The 17,570-nt window shown below is 45.1% G+C and carries 31 protein-coding genes; 26 read left to right on the top strand and 5 right to left on the bottom strand.

Annotation, left to right across the window (positions count from 1 at the left end; translation table 11 throughout):
* The first annotated feature begins 7 nt into the window (after positions 1 to 7).
* From rplB to rplQ, 24 genes are all read left to right on the top strand, one after another.
* Positions 8 to 832, top strand: coding sequence for a 50S ribosomal protein L2 (gene rplB / locus OCU48_RS12020; protein ID WP_141344809.1), 825 nt, complete (start codon positions 8 to 10; stop codon positions 830 to 832).
* 19 nt (positions 833 to 851) lie between these two features.
* Entirely contained in the window at positions 852 to 1,130 is a 279-nt protein-coding gene (rpsS, locus tag OCU48_RS12015; protein ID WP_004736729.1) for a 30S ribosomal protein S19, read from the top strand.
* A gap of 10 nt (positions 1,131 to 1,140) precedes the next feature.
* Positions 1,141 to 1,473 carry a 50S ribosomal protein L22 gene (gene rplV, locus OCU48_RS12010; RefSeq protein ID WP_141344810.1) on the top strand — a complete coding sequence of 111 codons (333 nt, stop codon included), beginning with the start codon at positions 1,141 to 1,143 and terminating at the stop codon, positions 1,471 to 1,473.
* 16 nt (positions 1,474 to 1,489) lie between these two features.
* Positions 1,490 to 2,188 carry a 30S ribosomal protein S3 gene (rpsC, locus tag OCU48_RS12005; protein ID WP_141344811.1) on the top strand — a complete coding sequence of 233 codons (699 nt, stop codon included), beginning with the start codon at positions 1,490 to 1,492 and terminating at the stop codon, positions 2,186 to 2,188.
* 11 nt (positions 2,189 to 2,199) lie between these two features.
* Positions 2,200 to 2,610, top strand: coding sequence for a 50S ribosomal protein L16 (gene rplP, locus OCU48_RS12000; protein ID WP_017029096.1), 411 nt, complete (start codon positions 2,200 to 2,202; stop codon positions 2,608 to 2,610).
* Complete coding sequence (gene rpmC, locus OCU48_RS11995) at positions 2,610 to 2,801, top strand: 50S ribosomal protein L29 (protein WP_017029095.1); 192 nt, start codon at positions 2,610 to 2,612, stop codon at positions 2,799 to 2,801. Before rplP ends, rpmC begins: the two co-directional genes overlap by 1 nt.
* Positions 2,801 to 3,055, top strand: a complete 255-nt coding sequence (rpsQ, locus tag OCU48_RS11990; protein WP_141344812.1) for a 30S ribosomal protein S17 — start codon at positions 2,801 to 2,803, stop codon at positions 3,053 to 3,055. The genes rpmC and rpsQ overlap by 1 nt, the downstream gene beginning before the upstream one ends.
* A 164-nt stretch (positions 3,056 to 3,219) precedes the next feature.
* Positions 3,220 to 3,591, top strand: a complete 372-nt coding sequence (gene rplN, locus OCU48_RS11985; protein ID WP_006075569.1) for a 50S ribosomal protein L14 — start codon at positions 3,220 to 3,222, stop codon at positions 3,589 to 3,591.
* An 11-nt stretch (positions 3,592 to 3,602) separates the two neighbouring features.
* Entirely contained in the window at positions 3,603 to 3,920 is a 318-nt protein-coding gene (rplX, locus tag OCU48_RS11980) for a 50S ribosomal protein L24 (protein WP_141344813.1), read from the top strand.
* A 24-nt stretch (positions 3,921 to 3,944) separates the two neighbouring features.
* Complete coding sequence (rplE, locus tag OCU48_RS11975; RefSeq protein WP_017029091.1) at positions 3,945 to 4,484, top strand: 50S ribosomal protein L5; 540 nt, start codon at positions 3,945 to 3,947, stop codon at positions 4,482 to 4,484.
* 17 nt (positions 4,485 to 4,501) lie between these two features.
* Positions 4,502 to 4,807 carry a 30S ribosomal protein S14 gene (gene rpsN / locus OCU48_RS11970; RefSeq protein WP_017029090.1) on the top strand — a complete coding sequence of 102 codons (306 nt, stop codon included), beginning with the start codon at positions 4,502 to 4,504 and terminating at the stop codon, positions 4,805 to 4,807.
* A gap of 29 nt (positions 4,808 to 4,836) precedes the next feature.
* Positions 4,837 to 5,229, top strand: a complete 393-nt coding sequence (rpsH, locus tag OCU48_RS11965; protein WP_017029089.1) for a 30S ribosomal protein S8 — start codon at positions 4,837 to 4,839, stop codon at positions 5,227 to 5,229.
* A gap of 10 nt (positions 5,230 to 5,239) precedes the next feature.
* Positions 5,240 to 5,773, top strand: a complete 534-nt coding sequence (gene rplF, locus OCU48_RS11960; protein WP_141344814.1) for a 50S ribosomal protein L6 — start codon at positions 5,240 to 5,242, stop codon at positions 5,771 to 5,773.
* Positions 5,774 to 5,782: 9 nt separating this feature from the next.
* Positions 5,783 to 6,136, top strand: coding sequence for a 50S ribosomal protein L18 (rplR, locus tag OCU48_RS11955; protein ID WP_021712512.1), 354 nt, complete (start codon positions 5,783 to 5,785; stop codon positions 6,134 to 6,136).
* 14 nt (positions 6,137 to 6,150) lie between these two features.
* A complete protein-coding gene (gene rpsE, locus OCU48_RS11950; RefSeq protein ID WP_017029086.1) occupies positions 6,151 to 6,651 on the top strand; it encodes a 30S ribosomal protein S5 in 501 nt (166 codons plus the stop codon).
* Between the two features lie 5 nt (positions 6,652 to 6,656).
* Positions 6,657 to 6,833, top strand: a complete 177-nt coding sequence (rpmD, locus tag OCU48_RS11945; RefSeq protein WP_017029085.1) for a 50S ribosomal protein L30 — start codon at positions 6,657 to 6,659, stop codon at positions 6,831 to 6,833.
* A gap of 6 nt (positions 6,834 to 6,839) precedes the next feature.
* Entirely contained in the window at positions 6,840 to 7,274 is a 435-nt protein-coding gene (gene rplO, locus OCU48_RS11940) for a 50S ribosomal protein L15 (RefSeq protein ID WP_021712509.1), read from the top strand.
* Between the two features lie 20 nt (positions 7,275 to 7,294).
* On the top strand, positions 7,295 to 8,629 hold the full coding sequence (gene secY / locus OCU48_RS11935) for a preprotein translocase subunit SecY (RefSeq protein WP_017029082.1): 1,335 nt from the start codon (positions 7,295 to 7,297) through the stop codon (positions 8,627 to 8,629).
* Between the two features lie 39 nt (positions 8,630 to 8,668).
* Positions 8,669 to 8,782 carry a 50S ribosomal protein L36 gene (gene rpmJ, locus OCU48_RS11930; RefSeq protein ID WP_000868186.1) on the top strand — a complete coding sequence of 38 codons (114 nt, stop codon included), beginning with the start codon at positions 8,669 to 8,671 and terminating at the stop codon, positions 8,780 to 8,782.
* Between the two features lie 147 nt (positions 8,783 to 8,929).
* The gene (gene rpsM, locus OCU48_RS11925; RefSeq protein ID WP_017029081.1) at positions 8,930 to 9,286 is read left to right on the top strand and encodes a 30S ribosomal protein S13; all 357 of its coding nucleotides are present in this window, start codon (positions 8,930 to 8,932) and stop codon (positions 9,284 to 9,286) included.
* A gap of 21 nt (positions 9,287 to 9,307) precedes the next feature.
* Positions 9,308 to 9,697 (top strand): 30S ribosomal protein S11, encoded by a 390-nt coding sequence (gene rpsK, locus OCU48_RS11920; RefSeq protein WP_004398450.1) that lies wholly within the window; start codon positions 9,308 to 9,310, stop codon positions 9,695 to 9,697.
* Between the two features lie 31 nt (positions 9,698 to 9,728).
* A complete protein-coding gene (gene rpsD, locus OCU48_RS11915) occupies positions 9,729 to 10,349 on the top strand; it encodes a 30S ribosomal protein S4 (protein ID WP_141344815.1) in 621 nt (206 codons plus the stop codon).
* A gap of 24 nt (positions 10,350 to 10,373) precedes the next feature.
* Positions 10,374 to 11,366, top strand: coding sequence for a DNA-directed RNA polymerase subunit alpha (locus OCU48_RS11910; RefSeq protein WP_141344816.1), 993 nt, complete (start codon positions 10,374 to 10,376; stop codon positions 11,364 to 11,366).
* A gap of 26 nt (positions 11,367 to 11,392) precedes the next feature.
* On the top strand, positions 11,393 to 11,773 hold the full coding sequence (gene rplQ, locus OCU48_RS11905; RefSeq protein ID WP_005383141.1) for a 50S ribosomal protein L17: 381 nt from the start codon (positions 11,393 to 11,395) through the stop codon (positions 11,771 to 11,773).
* Positions 11,774 to 11,906: 133 nt separating this feature from the next.
* Here the strand turns inward: rplQ and OCU48_RS11900 are convergent, their stop codons facing one another.
* The 3 genes from OCU48_RS11900 to OCU48_RS11890 all read right to left on the bottom strand — a co-directional run bounded on the left by OCU48_RS11900 (position 11,907) and on the right by OCU48_RS11890 (position 14,668).
* A complete protein-coding gene (locus OCU48_RS11900; protein ID WP_141344817.1) occupies positions 11,907 to 12,398 on the bottom strand; it encodes a DUF2780 domain-containing protein in 492 nt (163 codons plus the stop codon).
* Positions 12,399 to 12,627: 229 nt separating this feature from the next.
* On the bottom strand, positions 12,628 to 13,896 hold the full coding sequence (locus OCU48_RS11895; protein ID WP_141344818.1) for an O-acetylhomoserine aminocarboxypropyltransferase/cysteine synthase family protein: 1,269 nt from the start codon (positions 13,894 to 13,896) through the stop codon (positions 12,628 to 12,630).
* 151 nt (positions 13,897 to 14,047) lie between these two features.
* Positions 14,048 to 14,668: a BamJ family beta-barrel-assembly machinery protein gene (locus OCU48_RS11890; RefSeq protein WP_141344819.1), complete on the bottom strand. Its 621-nt coding sequence runs from the start codon at positions 14,666 to 14,668 to the stop codon at positions 14,048 to 14,050.
* Positions 14,669 to 14,949: 281 nt separating this feature from the next.
* Here OCU48_RS11890 and OCU48_RS11885 point away from each other — a divergent pair, with 281 nt between their 5' ends.
* Positions 14,950 to 15,534: a LysM-like peptidoglycan-binding domain-containing protein gene (locus OCU48_RS11885; protein ID WP_141344820.1), complete on the top strand. Its 585-nt coding sequence runs from the start codon at positions 14,950 to 14,952 to the stop codon at positions 15,532 to 15,534.
* Positions 15,535 to 15,541: 7 nt separating this feature from the next.
* On the opposite strand, the gene OCU48_RS11880 is transcribed toward OCU48_RS11885, so the two are convergent.
* Complete coding sequence (locus OCU48_RS11880) at positions 15,542 to 15,991, bottom strand: GNAT family N-acetyltransferase (RefSeq protein WP_141344821.1); 450 nt, start codon at positions 15,989 to 15,991, stop codon at positions 15,542 to 15,544.
* Positions 15,992 to 16,179: 188 nt separating this feature from the next.
* Here OCU48_RS11880 and cobA point away from each other — a divergent pair, with 188 nt between their 5' ends.
* Positions 16,180 to 17,016 (top strand): uroporphyrinogen-III C-methyltransferase, encoded by an 837-nt coding sequence (gene cobA / locus OCU48_RS11875; protein ID WP_141344822.1) that lies wholly within the window; start codon positions 16,180 to 16,182, stop codon positions 17,014 to 17,016.
* Between the two features lie 52 nt (positions 17,017 to 17,068).
* On the opposite strand, the gene OCU48_RS11870 is transcribed toward cobA, so the two are convergent.
* Positions 17,069 to 17,563 carry a DUF3299 domain-containing protein gene (locus OCU48_RS11870; protein ID WP_141344823.1) on the bottom strand — a complete coding sequence of 165 codons (495 nt, stop codon included), beginning with the start codon at positions 17,561 to 17,563 and terminating at the stop codon, positions 17,069 to 17,071.
* Positions 17,564 to 17,570 lie beyond the last annotated feature (7 nt).

Raw genomic sequence — 17,570 nt, 5'->3', positions numbered from 1 at the left:
GTTAAGAATGGCTATTGTTAAATGTAAGCCGACTTCCCCTGGTCGTCGTCACGTAGTTAAAGTTGTTAACGCTGACCTACACAAGGGTAAGCCATACGCTCCACTTCTAGAGAAAAACTCTAAGAACGGTGGTCGTAACAACAACGGTCGTATCACAGTACGTCACATCGGTGGTGGTCATAAACACCATTACCGTCTAATTGACTTTAAACGTACTAAAGATGGCATTCCAGCGAAAGTTGAGCGTCTAGAATACGATCCAAACCGTAGCGCAAACATTGCTCTAGTTCTGTACGCAGACGGTGAGCGTAGCTACATCATCGCACCTAAAGGCATTTCAGCTGGTGATACAGTCCAGTCTGGTGTTGATGCGCCAATCAAAGCAGGTAACACTCTGCCGATGCGCAACATCCCAGTTGGTTCAACTGTACACTGTGTTGAGCTTAAGCCTGGTAAAGGTGCACAAATTGCTCGTTCTGCAGGTGCATACGCACAAATCATCGCTCGCGATGGTGCATATGTAACTGTACGCCTACGTTCTGGCGAGATGCGCAAAGTTCTTTCTGAAGGTCGTGCAACGATCGGTGAAGTTGGTAACTCTGAGCACATGCTACGTGAACTAGGTAAAGCTGGTGCTTCACGCTGGCGCGGCGTACGTCCAACCGTACGTGGTGTAGTAATGAACCCGGTAGATCACCCACACGGTGGTGGTGAAGGTCGTACATCTGGTGGCCGTCATCCAGTATCACCTTGGGGTCAGCCTACTAAAGGCTTTAAGACTCGTAAGAACAAGCGCACTGACAAGTACATCGTACGTCGTCGTAACAAGTAATCTATAAAGAGGAATCGCCATGCCACGTTCTCTCAAGAAAGGTCCTTTTATTGACCTACACTTGCTGAAGAAGGTAGAGAAAGCGGTGGAAAGCGGAGACAAAAAGCCTATTAAGACTTGGTCCCGTCGTTCAATGATCATCCCAACAATGATTGGTTTGACCATCGCTGTCCATAATGGTCGTCAGCACGTACCAGTATTCGTAACCGAAGAAATGATCGGTCACAAACTGGGCGAATTCGCACCAACTCGTACTTATCGCGGCCACGCTGCAGATAAGAAAGCTAAGAAGAAATAAGGAGTAGATGATGGAAGCTTTAGCTAAACATAACTTTGCTCGTATTTCTCCACAGAAAGCGCGCCTTGTAGCGGATCAAATCCGTGGCAAGAACGTTGATCAAGCACTTGAACTACTAACTTTCAGCAACAAAAAAGCTGCTGTACTAGTTAAGAAAGTTCTTGAATCAGCAATCGCAAACGCTGAGCATAACGAAGGTGCAGATATCGACGATCTAAACGTCGCTAAAATCTTCGTAGATGAAGGTCCTATCATGAAGCGTATTATGCCTCGTGCTAAAGGCCGTGCCGACCGTATCTTGAAGCGTTCTTGCCACATCACAATTGTTGTTGCAGACGCTTAAGACTAGGAGATAAGCAATGGGTCAGAAAGTACATCCTAATGGTATTCGTCTTGGCATCGTCAAGCCTTGGAATGCTACATGGTTTGCTAATACCAAAGATTTCGCTGACAACCTAGACGGCGACTTCAAGGTACGTCAGTTCCTTACTAAGGAACTTTCAAAAGCGTCTCTTTCACGTATCGTTATCGAACGTCCAGCTAAGAGCATTCGTGTGACTATTCACACTGCTCGTCCTGGCGTTGTTATCGGTAAGAAAGGCGAAGACGTTGAGAAGCTACGCGCAGGTGTAGCTAAAATCGCAGGTGTTCCAGCACAAATTAACATCGCTGAGGTTCGTAAACCTGAGCTTGATGGCAAATTAGTAGCTGACAGCATCGCGTCTCAGCTAGAGCGTCGCGTTATGTTCCGTCGTGCTATGAAGCGCGCAGTTCAGAATGCAATGCGTCTTGGCGCTAAAGGTATCAAAGTAGAAGTAAGCGGCCGTCTTGGCGGTGCTGAAATCGCGCGTACTGAATGGTACCGTGAAGGCCGTGTGCCACTACATACTCTTCGTGCTGACATCGATTACGCAACTTCTTCGGCTCACACCCAATACGGTGTGATCGGCATTAAAGTTTGGATCTTCAAAGGAGAAATCCTTGGTGGAATGCCAGCAGCTAATGCAGTAGAGCCTAAGGCTGACAAGCCTAAGAAGCAGCGCAAAAGCCGTAAGTAAGGAGACGACTGATGCTACAACCTAAACGTACTAAGTTCCGTAAGGTTCAGACTGGTCGTAACCGTGGCCTAGCTAAAGGTACTGAAGTAAGCTTCGGCGAATTCGGTCTTAAAGCTGTTGGTCGTGGACGTATTACTGCTCGTCAAATCGAAGCGGCACGTCGTGCAATGACACGTCATGTTAAACGTCAAGGTCAAATCTGGATTCGTATCTTCCCAGACAAACCGATTACTGAAAAACCTCTTGAAGTTCGTCAAGGTAAAGGTAAAGGTAATGTTGAGTACTGGGTTGCTCAAATCCAACCTGGCAAGGTTATGTACGAAATGAATGGCGTACCTGAAGAGTTGGCACGTGAAGCGTTCCGCCTAGCGGCACGTAAACTGCCTATCAAAACAACATTTGTAACTAAGCAGGTGATGTAATGAAAGCACAAGAGCTACGTGAAAAAAGCGTTGAAGAGCTTAACGCTGAGCTATTAAATTTGCTACGTGAACAGTTCAACTTGCGCATGCAAGCTGCAACTGGTCAACTACAGCAAACACATACTCTTAAAGCTGTACGTCGTGATATCGCACGTGTTAAAACCGTATTGACTGAGAAGGCAGACGCATAATGAGCGACAAAATCCGTACTTCACTTGGTCGAGTTGTTAGTGACAAAGGCGATAAGTCTATTACTGTTGCTATCGAGCGCATGGTTAAACACCCAATTTACGGCAAGTTCGTAAAGCGCACGACTAAGATTCACGCACATGATGAAAACAACGAGTGTGGCCTAGGCGATACTGTTGAAGTTCAAGAATGTCGTCCACTGTCTAAGACTAAGTCTTGGACTTTGGTGAAAGTTGTAGAAAAAGCGAAAATCTAATTTTCGTTAATTTTTAACAACTTAAAGCGGCTTCCAGGTTTTTTTGGAAGCCGCTTATTTTTTGTCTACCCAATTGCGAAAAAGGGTGGTACAATTCGCGTCCCTTTAAAGAGGCAGCCCGACCCGAGAGGGTCTAGTTTTTAATATTTAGCGGAGCACTAACAATGATCCAAATGCAAAGTACACTTGACGCTGCAGATAACTCTGGCGCGCGCAAGGTAATGTGTATTAAGGTTCTGGGTGGCTCACACCGTCGTTATGCACATATCGGTGACATCATCAAAGTTACTGTGAAGGAAGCAATTCCTCGCGGTAAAGTAAAAAAAGGTGATGTACTGAAGGCGGTTGTTGTGCGCACTCGTAAAGGCGTACGTCGTCCAGACGGTTCTGTCATTCGCTTCGACCGTAATGCTTGTGTATTGTTGAATGACACTACTGAGCAACCAGTCGGCACTCGTATCTTTGGCCCAGTGACTCGTGAACTTCGTAATGCGAAATTCATGAAGATTGTATCACTGGCTCCAGAAGTACTTTAAGGAGCACAGAAATGGCAGCTAAAATCCGTCGTAATGACGAAGTAATCGTTCTTGCTGGTAAAGATAAAGGCAAGAAAGGTAAAGTAACTAAGGTCCTAACAACTGGTAAAGTTATCGTTGAAGGTATCAACCTTGTTAAGAAACATCAGAAGCCTGTACCGGCGATGGGTGTTCAAGGTGGTATCGTAGAGCAAGAAGCAGCAATTGATGCTTCAAACATTGCAATCTACAACGCAGCTACTGGTAAAGCAGACCGTATCGGTTTCCGTTTTGAAGATGGCAAGAAAGTTCGTTTCTTCAAGTCTAATAACGAAATCGTTTCTAACTAAGAATAGAGTAATTTGGAGTGAACTATGGCGAAACTGCATGATTACTACAAGTCGTCTGTAGTCGCTGAACTGACCAAAGAGTTCAGCTACACAAGCGTCATGCAAGTCCCTAGAATCGAAAAGATCACCCTTAACATGGGTGTGGGTGAAGCAATTAACGATAAGAAGCTTCTAGAAAACGCAGCATCTGATATGGCAACGATCTCTGGTCAAAAGCCACTTATCACTAAAGCGCGTAAATCTGTTGCAGGCTTTAAAATCCGTGAAGGCTACCCAATCGGTTGTAAAGTAACCTTGCGTGGCGAACGTATGTGGGATTTCCTTGAGCGTTTGATTAACATCGCTCTACCACGTGTACGTGACTTCCGTGGTGTTAGCGCTAAGTCTTTTGACGGACGCGGTAACTACAGCATGGGCGTTCGCGAGCAAATCATCTTCCCGGAAATCGACTTTGATAAAGTTGATCGCGTTCGTGGTCTTGATATTACTATCACGACTTCTTCGAACACCGATGAGGAAGGCCGAGCTCTGCTGGCTGCCTTTAACTTCCCATTCCGTAAGTAAGGTGAAGGGTTACTGTTATGGCTAAACAATCTATGAAGGCACGTGAAACAAAACGTGCAAAGCTAGTAGCAAAATTCGCTGAAAAGCGTCGTGCGCTAAAAATCACTATTAGTGATGTTAACGCATCTGAAGAAGAGCGTTGGGACGCAGTTCTTAAACTGCAATCTCTTCCACGTGATTCAAGTGCATCTCGTCAGCGTAACCGTTGCAACCAAACTGGTCGTCCACACGGTTACCTACGTAAGTTCGGTCTTAGCCGTATTAAGGTTCGTGAAGCTTGCATGAAAGGCGAGATTCCGGGTCTTCGTAAGGCTAGCTGGTAATTGCCACTTAATCATTTGGAGTATAACGTATGAGCATGCAAGATCCGATCTCGGATATGCTGACCCGCATTCGTAACGGTCAGGCAGCAAACAAAGTTGCTGTAAAAATGCCTTCTTCAAAGCTTAAAGTTGCAATTGCTACTTTGCTGAAAAACGAAGGTTACATCACAGACTTCGCTGTAGAAAGCGGAGCAAAACCAGAGCTAGAAGTTACTCTTAAGTACTTCCAAGCAAAACCAGTAATCGAGCAAATCCAACGTGTTTCTCGTCCAGGTCTGCGCGTCTATAAGAATAAAGACAGCCTTCCTTCAGTGATGGGTGGTTTGGGTATTGCTGTAGTGTCCACTTCCAAAGGTCTTATGTCTGACCGCGCCGCTCGCAAAGCGGGTCTTGGTGGTGAGATCATCTGCTACGTAGCTTAAGGAGTAGAATATGTCTCGTGTTGCTAAAGCACCTGTCGCTATTCCAGCTGGAGTAGAGGTGAAGATTAATGGTCAAGAAGTTACTGTGAAAGGCCCTAAGGGTGATCTTTCTCGCGTTTTCAACAACGCAGTAGTAGTTTCTCAGGAAGATAACAACCTAACTTTCGGTCCACGTGAAGGTGTAGCTGGTGCTTGGGCACAAGCTGGTACTGCTCGTGCACTTGTAAACAACATGGTTGTTGGTGTTACTGAAGGCTTTACTAAGAAACTGGTTCTTAAGGGTGTTGGTTACCGTGCTGCTATTAAAGGCAACGCTGTAAACCTAACTCTAGGTTTCTCTCACCCAGTTGAGCACGCTGTGCCAGCGGGTATTAAAGCTGAATGTCCTAGCCAAACTGAAATTGTTCTAACTGGTGCTGATAAGCAACTAGTTGGTCAAGTTGCGGCTGACATTCGTTCTTACCGTGAGCCTGAACCTTATAAAGGTAAAGGTGTTCGTTACGCAGATGAATATGTGCGTACCAAAGAAGCTAAGAAGAAGTAAGGTAACACTATGGATAAGAAAGCATCTCGCATCCGTCGTGCTACACGTGCACGTCGTAAGATTGCTGAACTTCGTGTAAACCGTCTAGTAGTACACCGTACTCCTCGTCATGTGTATGCACAGGTTATTGCACCAAACGGCTCTGAGGTTATCGCAGCTGCTTCTACTGTAGAAAAAGCGATCCGTGAGCAAGTTAAGAACACTGGTAACGTTGACGCTGCTAAAGCTGTAGGTAAAGCTATTGCTGAGCGCGCTATCGAAAAAGGCATTTCAAATGTTGCTTTCGATCGTTCTGGTTTTCAATACCACGGTCGAGTAGCGGCGCTAGCAGATTCTGCTCGCGAAGCTGGTCTGAAATTCTAAGGTAGGGTTGATCGATGGCTAAAGAACAACAACAAGCTTCAGATTTGGCAGAAAAACTAATCGCCGTTAACCGCGTTGCTAAGACGGTTAAAGGTGGTCGAATCTTTAGTTTCACTGCACTAACAGTAGTTGGTGACGGTAACGGTCGCGTAGGTTTCGGTTACGGCAAAGCTCGTGAAGTACCTGCAGCGATTCAAAAAGCAATGGAAAAAGCACGTCGTAACATGGTTACTATCGCGCTTAATGAGGGTACTCTTCACCACGCGGTGAAAGGTCGTCACACTGGCTCTAAAGTTTACATGCAGCCAGCTGCGGAAGGTACAGGTATCATCGCCGGCGGTGCGATGCGTGCAGTACTTGAAGTTGTAGGTGTTCATAACGTATTAGCGAAAGCGTACGGTTCAACGAACCCTATCAACGTAGTTCGCGCGACTATTGATGGTTTGAGCGGCATGAAATCTCCAGAGATGATAGCTGCTAAACGTGGTCTAACTGTTGAAAATATTTCGGAGTAAGCACCATGGCAACTATTAAAGTAACTCAAACTAAAAGCTCAATCGGTCGTCTACCTAAGCACAAACTGTGCTTACGTGGTCTTGGCCTTCGTCGCATCAACCACACAGTAGAACTTGAAGACACGCCTGCAGTACGCGGCATGATCAACAAGGTTTACTACATGGTTAAAGTTGAGGAGTAATCAGAAATGCGTTTGAATACTCTATCACCGGCTGCGGGTTCTAAGCCTTCTAAGAAGCGCGTAGGTCGTGGTATCGGTTCTGGCCTTGGTAAAACAGGTGGCCGTGGCCATAAAGGTCAAAAGTCTCGCTCTGGCGGCAGTGTTCGTCCAGGTTTTGAAGGCGGTCAAATGCCTTTGAAACAGCGTCTACCTAAGTTCGGTTTCACTTCTCGTAAGAGTCTAGTGTCTGCTGAAGTTCGTCTAGCTGAGCTAGCGAAAGTAACTGGTGACGTTGTAGATCTAAACAGTCTTAAAGCTGCTAACGTAATCACTAAGAACATCGAATTTGTAAAAGTTGTTCTTTCTGGTGAAATTAACAAAGCTGTGACTGTTAAAGGTCTTCGCGTAACTAAAGGCGCTAAAGCTGCTATTGAAGCTGCCGGCGGTAAAATCGAAGAATAATCTTCGAGGGAAAGGTACAGATGGCTAAAAAACCAGGACAAGATTTTAGTAGTGCAAAAAGTGGCGTAGCGGAACTGAAAACACGCCTATTATTCGTATTAGGCGCGTTATTAGTGTTTCGTGCGGGCTCTTTTGTGCCGATCCCTGGTATTGACGCGGCTGTACTTGCCCAACTGTTAGAACAGCAGCAGGGCACCATCGTTGAAATGTTTAACATGTTCTCCGGTGGTGCACTTGAGCGTGCATCTATCTTGGCCCTTGGTATCATGCCGTATATTTCGGCATCGATTGTGGTCCAATTGCTAACTGTGGTTCACCCCGCTCTAGCCGAGCTTAAAAAAGAGGGTGAAGCTGGCCGTCGTAAGATTAGTCAGTACACACGTTATGGCACGCTTGTACTTGCAACATTCCAAGCTATCGGTATAGCAACAGGCTTACCGAACATGGTCGACAATCTGGTTGTTATCAACCAAACCATGTTCACCCTGATTGCAACCGTGAGTTTAGTAACCGGTACCATGTTTTTGATGTGGTTAGGTGAACAAATTACAGAGCGCGGAATTGGTAACGGTATATCGTTAATCATCTTTGCAGGTATTGTTGCAGGATTGCCTTCGGCAATTGGTTCGACAATTGAGCAGGCGCGTCAAGGTGAATTGCACGTACTTCTTCTATTGTTGATTGCAGTTTTAGCATTTGCTGTTATCTACTTTGTTGTATTCATGGAACGTGGTCAGCGTCGTATCGTCGTTAACTACGCCAAGCGTCAACAAGGTCGTAAGGTATTTGCAGCGCAGAGTTCTCACTTGCCATTGAAAATAAACATGGCTGGCGTTATCCCTGCGATATTTGCATCAAGTATTATTTTGTTCCCAGGAACATTAGCACAGTGGTTCGGTCAGAACGGTGAGAGTGCAACATTTGGTTGGTTAACCGATGTTTCACTTGCATTAAGCCCGGGTCAACCTCTGTACGTAATGCTTTATGCATCAGCAATCATCTTTTTCTGCTTCTTTTACACGGCGTTGGTTTTCAACCCGCGTGAAACAGCAGATAATTTGAAGAAGTCTGGTGCTTTCGTACCCGGCATCCGCCCAGGAGAGCAGACAGCTAGATACATTGATAAAGTTATGACTAGACTAACCCTTGCAGGTGCTCTATATATTACCTTTATCTGTCTGATTCCCGAGTTCATGATGGTCATGTGGAACGTACGTTTCTACTTTGGCGGCACATCGCTACTAATCGTAGTTGTTGTAATCATGGATTTCATGGCACAGGTACAGACTCATCTGATGTCACAACAGTATGATTCTGTGTTGAAGAAAGCAAATCTGAAGGGCTACGGCCGTTAATTCGGTCATAGTTCCAGATTTCATTTACGGAGTTTAGCAATGAAAGTTCGTGCTTCCGTTAAAAAAATCTGCCGTAACTGTAAGGTTATCAAGCGCAACGGTGTTGTGCGCGTAATCTGCAGTGAGCCAAAGCATAAACAGCGCCAAGGCTAATTAGCAGAAATTTTTACTTGAAAAACAGGGTAGGTTCGAGTATATTCCTCGGCCTACCTTTTGCGTGCAAAAGAAGTAGTATGCCGCAGCGTATCCTCGACGGGCTTTGCTGCGGATAATTCTTTACATAAGTACTAGGAGTGAATAGTGGCCCGTATAGCAGGCATTAACATTCCTGATCATAAGCATTCTGTAATTGCACTTACTGCAATTTACGGTATTGGTAAAACTCGTTCTCAAGCTATTCTAGCTGAAGTGGGTATTGCTGAAAATGCTAAGATCAGTGAACTAACTGAAGAGCAGATCGATCAACTGCGTGATGGTGTAGCTAAATACACTGTAGAAGGTGATCTACGTCGTGAAGTATCGATGAACATCAAGCGTCTTATGGACCTTGGCTGTTACCGCGGTCTTCGTCATCGTCGCAGTCTACCACTACGTGGACAGCGTACTAAAACCAACGCTCGCACCCGTAAGGGTCCGCGCAAGCCGATCAAAAAATAATCGGATAAGGTAGAGAGTACAATGGCAAAACAACCAACTCGCGCACGTAAACGCGTTCGCAAGCAAGTAGCTGATGGCGTAGCGCACATTCATGCTTCTTTCAACAACACAATCGTAACCATCACTGACCGTCAAGGTAACGCACTAGCTTGGGCTACTGCAGGTGGTTCAGGTTTCCGTGGTTCTCGCAAGTCAACTCCGTTCGCAGCTCAGGTTGCAGCAGAGCGCGCTGGCGAAATGGCTAAAGAATATGGCCTAAAGAACTTGGAAGTTATGGTTAAGGGCCCTGGTCCTGGTCGTGAGTCAACTATCCGTGCACTAAACGCTGCTGGATACCGCATCACTAACATCGTTGATGCAACTCCGATCCCTCATAACGGTTGTCGTCCACCTAAGAAACGTCGCGTTTAAGTTTCGTTTCTAGGAATATTGGAGAAAGAACATGGCTAGATATTTGGGTCCTAAGCTGAAGCTTAGCCGTCGCGAAGGTACTGACTTATTCCTTAAGTCTGGTGTCCGTGCGATCGATACCAAGTGTAAAATTGATAACGCACCAGGTGTACACGGCGCTCGTCGCGGTCGTCTATCTGAATATGGCGTTCAGCTTCGTGAGAAGCAAAAAGTTCGTCGTACATACGGCGTTCTAGAAAAACAATTCCGTAACTACTACAAAGAAGCTGCACGCCTTAAAGGCAACACAGGTGAAAACCTGCTTCAGCTTCTTGAAGGTCGTCTTGATAACGTAGTTTACCGCATGGGCTTTGGCGCAACTCGCGCAGAAGCACGTCAACTATGTAGCCATAAAGCTATCCTAGTTAACGGTAAAGTTGTAAACGTTCCTTCATTCAAAGTAGCGGCAAATGACGTTGTTTCTATCCGTGAGAAAGCTAAACAGCAATCTCGCATTAAAGCAGCTCTAGAAGTTGCAGAACAACGCGAAAAGCCAACTTGGATTGAAGTAGATGGCAGCAAAATGGAAGGCACATTCAAGCGTTTACCAGAACGTTCTGATCTGTCTGCTGACATCAACGAACACCTGATCGTCGAACTTTACTCTAAGTAAGGTTTAAACTAAAGAGAGGACACAATGCAGGGTTCTGTAACAGAATTTCTTAAGCCACGTCTTGTTGATATCGAACAGATCAATACGACACACGCAAAAGTAACTCTTGAGCCATTAGAGCGTGGTTTCGGCCATACTCTTGGTAATGCACTTCGCCGTATACTTCTATCTTCTATGCCGGGTTGTGCCGTAACAGAAGTAGAGATTGAAGGTGTACTACACGAATACAGCACTAAAGAAGGTGTTCAAGAAGACATTCTTGAGATCCTACTAAACCTTAAAGGTTTGGCTGTACGCGTAGCGGAAGGCAAAGATGAAGTGTTTATTACACTGAACAAATCAGGCTCAGGCCCTGTGGTTGCAGGTGACATCACCCATGATGGTGATGTAGAGATCGCTAACCCTGAGCACGTTATTTGTCATCTAACTGATGGCAACGCTGATATCGCTATGCGTATCAAAGTTGAACGTGGTCGTGGTTATGTTCCAGCTTCAGCTCGCATCCATACTGAAGAAGATGAGCGCCCAATCGGTCGCCTACTTGTTGATGCTACTTACAGCCCAGTAGACAAAATTGCCTACTCTGTAGAAGCAGCACGTGTAGAGCAACGTACTGACTTGGACAAGCTTGTTATCGATATGGAAACGAATGGTACTCTTGAGCCAGAAGAAGCTATCCGTCGTGCAGCAACAATTCTTGCTGAACAATTGGATGCTTTCGTAGATCTTCGTGATGTACGTGTTCAAGAACCTATCGAAGAGAAGCCGGAGTTCGATCCTATCCTACTTCGTCCTGTAGACGATCTTGAGCTAACAGTTCGCTCTGCAAACTGTCTAAAAGCAGAAGCGATTCACTACATTGGTGATCTTGTTCAGCGTACTGAAGTGGAGCTTCTTAAAACCCCTAACCTTGGTAAGAAATCACTTACTGAGATTAAGGATGTGCTTGCTTCTCGCGGCTTGTCTCTAGGTATGCGCCTAGAAAACTGGCCACCAGCGTCAATCGCTGAAGATTAATCAATAATAGTTAGAAGGATTAGGTCATGCGCCATCGTAAGAGTGGTCGTCAACTCAACCGCAACAGCTCACATCGCAAAGCGATGTTCAGCAATATGGCTAGCTCTCTTGTACGTCATGAAGTTATCAAGACTACATTGCCAAAAGCAAAAGAGCTACGTCGCGTAGTTGAGCCTTTGATTACATTAGCTAAGACTGACAGTGTTGCTAACCGTCGTCTGGCATTTGCTCGCACTCGTGATAACGAAGTTGTGGCAAAACTATTTAACGAACTAGGTCCACGTTTCGCTGCTCGTCAGGGCGGTTACACACGTATCCTAAAAGCTGGCTTCCGTGCTGGTGATAAAGCTCCAATGGCTTACATTGAGCTTGTAGATCGCCCAGCTGCTGAAGAAGCTGCTGAGTAATAGTTCAGTTAGAACTGAAAAGCCGGGCTTATGCCCGGCTTTTTTGTATCTGAAATTTGCGTAATAGAGAAACCAAGTCAAGCGTGACTCTGACGAATATCAGGATCTAAGCTCTTCTATGATTGAGGCCGAATCATCCCCATAAGCTGGTTAGAGAACCTAACAATCCACTACTTGCCCCTTCTGAAGTCAAATATTGCAATATTACCGGCGCAAATTGAGATACCAGTGCAGGGTCGATACCTAGACCTTCGAAGGTACTTTTCACAGAGTCCATGTTTGTGATCATTGATGTTAGGCCTGTCGATCCAGTAAAGCTGTCTAAGCCAGGGATAAGCGAGCTTAACTCACTAGAGTTCTCATCTGATAATTGTGTTTGAGCCAATGATAGTAGTGCTCCTGCACCACCGGCAGCTTGGGTTGGTGTGACGTTTAATTCACTGGTGAGTAAATCTGTCAAAGGTGTGCTTTGTGCAGTATTAAGCTGTTGATTTACTTGTTCAGTCAAAGCTGACATATCTGCTTTTTTTTCATCATCATCTGAACCAAACAAACCAAATAATGCGTAACTTGGCGTGCTAAGTACTAATGCACCAATTAAGGTAGATACAGCTAGTCCCTTCATTCCGTATTCCTCTTTATTTTAGGTTTATTAAGTCTAGGAAAAGAATGACCGCTTTGCCCAATTTGCATGGATGAATTGGCAATAATACTAATCCTGGCAAAGAGTTGATCAGCCTAGCCTGCTATCAAGTGCTTTTCCTCTGCTATTTCAGGCCATTGACTTACCGCAATAGGTATAAAAAAAACGGCGTTGAGTACGCCGTTTATCTCGTCTGTGAATCTAAAGGAAATTACTGGTTTAATGCTTGCTCTAGGTCAGCGAGAATATCGTCAATATGCTCGATTCCAACAGATAAGCGAATCATCTCTGGGCTTACACCTGCATTTTTTTGTTCAAGCTCTGTAAGCTGACGGTGTGTTGTAGAGGCAGGGTGACAAGCAAGGGACTTTGCATCGCCAATGTTGACTAAGCGTTTGAAGATCTGCAGGGCGTCATAGAATTTAACACCTGCGTCGTAACCCTCTTTTAAGCCAAATGAAAGGATACTTGATGGCTTACCTTGCATGTACTTTAACGATAGCTCGTGAAACTCTGAATCAGCAAGACCGGCATAGCTCACCCAACTCACCTTAGGATGTTGCTGTAGGAAGTTCGCTACCTTAACAGCATTCTCGCAATGACGTTCCATACGTAGAGAAAGAGTCTCTAGGCCCTGCATTAACATGAAGGCATTCATAGGAGATAACGCTGAACCTGTATTTCTCAATGGCACTGTGCGGGCGCGACCAATGAATGCTGCTTCACCAAAGGCTTCTGCATAAACCACACCATGATAAGAAGGTTCTGGTTGGTTGAATACTGGGAATCGGCTTTTATGTTGCGCCCAAGGGAATTTTCCTGAGTCGATGATCATGCCGCCCAAAGTCGTCCCGTGCCCACCAACATATTTAGTCAATGAGTGAACCACGATATCAGCACCATGTTCGATAGGTTTACATATAGCCGGAGTAGCGACAGTATTATCTACAATAACGGGAACACCTTTTTGGTGTGCCAATGTTGAAATTCCTTCAAGATCAGCGATATTACCCGCGGGATTACCAATAGATTCACAGTAAACAGCCTTGGTTTTTTCATCTATCAATGCTGCTAGGGTTTCTGGTTTATCATCTGCTGCAAATTTCACCTCGATACCCAAACTTGGAAACATGTGAGCAAATAGAGTATAGGTACCACCGTACAGTTGCGGGGTAGACACTATGTTATCGCCTGCTTGCGCTAAAGTAAGTACAGCGTAGTGTATTGCTGAGCTTCCCGCACTAACGGCTAGACCTGCAATACCGCCTTCTAAGGCTGCCATGCGTTTTTCTAATACATCATTGGTTGGGTTCATTATTCGGGTGTAAATATTACCCGGAACCGCGAGATCGAATAGGTCAGCACCATGCTGAGCATCATCAAATTCGTAGGCTACAGTTTGATAAATTGGGGTAGCACAAGACTTTGTGGTTGGGTCGGTTTCGTATCCATGATGGATAGCTAGAGTTTCGTCTTTCATCTGCATCTTCCTGTCCTTGTGGAAGAAATAAGATGCCATGGTTTGATGGGGTTCGACAAGAGGGGCGGTGTCGCGTTTTTGAATATAGAGTTTGCATAAAAAAAGGCTTCTCCCTAAAGAAAAGCCTTTTTAAACAAAGTGTTTGCAATAATTACAGTATAGCCAGTAGTTCTACTTCAAATACTAGTGCAGCAAACGGAGGGATTGCAGCGCCTGCGCCACGCTCACCGTATGCTAGATCTTGAGGAATGTATAGCTTCCACTTAGAACCAACAGGCATTAGTTGAAGTGCTTCAACCCAGCCTTTGATCACGCCAGTTACTGGGAATTCAGCAGGTTGACCGCGAGATACAGAACTATCGAATACAGTACCGTCAGTTAGCTCACCGTGGTAATGAACACGTACTTGCACGTCAGAAGTTGGAACTTCGCCAGTACCTTCAGTCAGTACTTCGTATTGAAGGCCAGACTCAAGAACCGTTACTTCAGAGCGAAGAGCATTGTCTTTAAGGAACGCTTCACCGTCAGCTGCAGCTACTTTAGCTTGCTCTGCGCGTGCAGATTCAACACGAGTGTGAAGCTCTTGAAGAGCGTTGTTGATCTCGTCAACTTCGATTGCTGGCATGCCGCCAGTCAAAGCTGTTGCGATACCTGCAGAGATAGCGTCAACATTAAGGCCTTCAAGACCGCTGCCAGCTAGTTGCTGACCCATTTGTAGACCGATACCGTAGCTTGCTTTTTGCTCTACAGTTTCGAATTGAACTTCAGACATAATTGTCACTCTCAGTTTTTTGATATAAAGGCGCAAGCATACCAGTTCTGGCTAGCGTTGAAAATTGCTCCTATTAATGCGGGTCAAATTTTACATAAAAAATCTAGGTATGAATGCTCAGTTCGCGGTCAAGTTTGTAAAATTCTAGTGAGCTAACACTCGAGTAGCTCTCAATTTGAGTTAAATTTCGTTCAATTCTGTTTCATAGAGAGTGTGAGGTGTGTTCATCGAACGGTTTTTTTTATATCCTGATAGAAATGGATAAGTCGGAGTGATATGGGATGAATCGACGTACCCGCTCTAAGAGACACACAGAAGTATTATTAGAAACGTGGAACCAAATAGAGTGGAAAGCACTGCCTTCAAAGATCAAAGGGGGAGTGACTTCATTACCGAAATTACATCGCAGGGCGTTAATGGTCTTAGTGCCTATTACCTTGATCCTTGTTTTTATGCCAACGCCGAAGATCAGTTCGGGTATTGAAGCGGGTACTCCGATTAACGAAAGAGTATCAGTGCCAATTAATACGCGTGGTTTGAGTGAGCAATCAGTGACGACCACTACGACGTCAAGCGCAGTGGTGTCAGGTAATGAGCCTGCTAAAGAGCAATGGATTGAGTATGAGGTGAAAGCTGGCGACACTTTGGCAAATGTGTTCCGAAAAAATAGCCTTGCTATGACGGATTTGAATGCGTTAGCAAAAATTGAAGGAATAGATAAGCCCCTTAGTCAAATTAAGCAGGGACAACTTGTTCGATTTAAGCGAGATGCAGAAGGTCGTTTAGACATTCTTCAATTAGAGCGCTCTGGTGATTCAGTGATGTTTTTCAGATTGTCTGATGGTGGATTTGGCCGTAGTAAGTAACTACTTACTACGCTTTCCTCATATCTATATGCGGAATACCATCCTCAAGATAAGGCGCTGAAAAAGCCTCGAAACCATGTCTTTTATAAAACTGCTCTAAATGAGCTTGAGCGCCAATTTCAATCGCCTGATTGGGCCACAGATGTTGGCACTCTGCTACAGCTTTTTCCATCAACCTATGCCCTAATTTTAGTTCTCTCACTGATGGGCATACTACCACTCTACCTATGCTTGACGCTGGATAAGATAGCCCAGCAGGAATAAGGCGAGCTCCAGCAACCACTCGGTCGTCAATGAGGCCGATGAGATGCCGAACTCCATCAAACAAGTCTTTGTCATCCAGTTCTGGATAAGCACACTCTTGCTCGACAACAAATACATCAACACGAAGCTTTAATACTTGATAGAGAAGCCGGTTGTCTATCTCGTTAAACGAAAGTAGTTTCCATTCGATCATGTCAGTCCCTATTTATGACTAAGAGTGTCCAGATTCCCAATAGGTTATCACAACTCATCAATGAATAGAGATAGGGTCTATATGTCTATTTTTAAGTCAATTAAGTAATAACAGATAAAAATATAGAATTTCCAGTTATAAATTGAACACGGCATAATCGACCGTAACTTCATTGACAGGACGTTAATATGCTCGACACAGTTGTTCCTCTTACTCCGCGATCGGCGATTGACTCGAAACTGCCTTGTTCCGCCCTTAGAAAAGGGGAAGTAGCATTAGTTGGAGCAGGACCTGGCGACCCAGAACTATTAACGATTAAAGCGCTGAACATGCTTAGACAAGCCGAAGTTATCTTGTACGACTATCTAGTGTCGGATGAGATTATGTCGTTGGTTTCTAGTGACGCTATTCTGGTCTGCGTCGGCAAGCGAGCGGGTGCTCACAGTGTCCCGCAGCATAAAACAAATCAGCTACTTGTCGACTTTGCCAAGCAAGGTTATCGAGTTGTACGAATTAAAGGTGGCGATCCTTTTGTTTTCGGGCGAGGTGCGGAGGAGTTGGAAATCTTGGTCGATAATGGTGTGAGTTTTCAAGTGGTGCCAGGTATTACTGCGGCTTCTGGAGCAACCGCTTATGCGGGTATCCCTCTTACACACAGAGATTATGCGCAGTCAGCTCTGTTTGTTACTGGACACCTTAAAGAAGAAGACGCTAGTGTTGACTGGTCTACGTTAGCGAGAAAGAACCAAACACTAGTCATTTATATGGGCTTAATGAAATCTGGTTTTATAGAGAAGCAACTTCAACAGCATGGTAGGTCAGAAGATACTCCTATCGCGATTATTGAACGCGGCACGCAGTCGTCACAAAAAGTCATCTATGGCAAGCTTTCAGAGTTAAATGAGTTGTCTACACAGGCCGCATCTCCAGCGCTTATCGTAGTAGGAGAGGTGGTTGCTTTAGGTAAGAAATTAGAGTGGTTCAATAAAGATAGTGAGCATAGCCAAGAGTTAGCTTATATCTAATAAAAAAGGCCTGAGTAGTCACTACTCAGGCCTTTAGAAAAGATCAGAAAGCTTAGTCTTCGTAAGCCTCTAATGAGACACCATTGAGAAGATACCCAGTTTCAGCTAACTCACTCTCTATGGTTTGCGCCTTTAGTTCACCAACCACGTACACCACATCCCACAACTGCTGCACGGGAGCCCCACTTGGGAACTTCACGTAGATGATTTGGTTTGGTGGTGGTGGCGGTACGTGAATACAAGCACCAAAGTAGGGTACGAGTAGAAATTCAGTAACGTTATTGGCATCGCCTTCTAACGGAATGACAAATCCAGGGATCTTTACTTGGCTACCATCAAGCTCTGTGCGCACCGAGCCGACTTTAGGTTGCGCCGCTGCATTTGTACCCTCGTGACTTGATGCTGAGGGCATACCCTGAATATCAAATTGAGCGCGCTCACTTTCAGGAACTAGATCAATCCAGTTCAGTTGAAGTGGTTCGGCATGCGCCACAATGCTACATATTGTTAGCGCTGCGGCAGCAACCCAAAGGGTTATTTTTTTCATAACTTAT

The sequence above is a fragment of the Vibrio inusitatus genome (assembly GCA_024346935.1).
GTDB lineage: Bacteria > Pseudomonadota > Gammaproteobacteria > Enterobacterales > Vibrionaceae > Vibrio > Vibrio inusitatus.
Note: the sequence above shows the minus strand (reverse complement) of the source record. Positions and strands in the feature narration are given on the sequence as shown.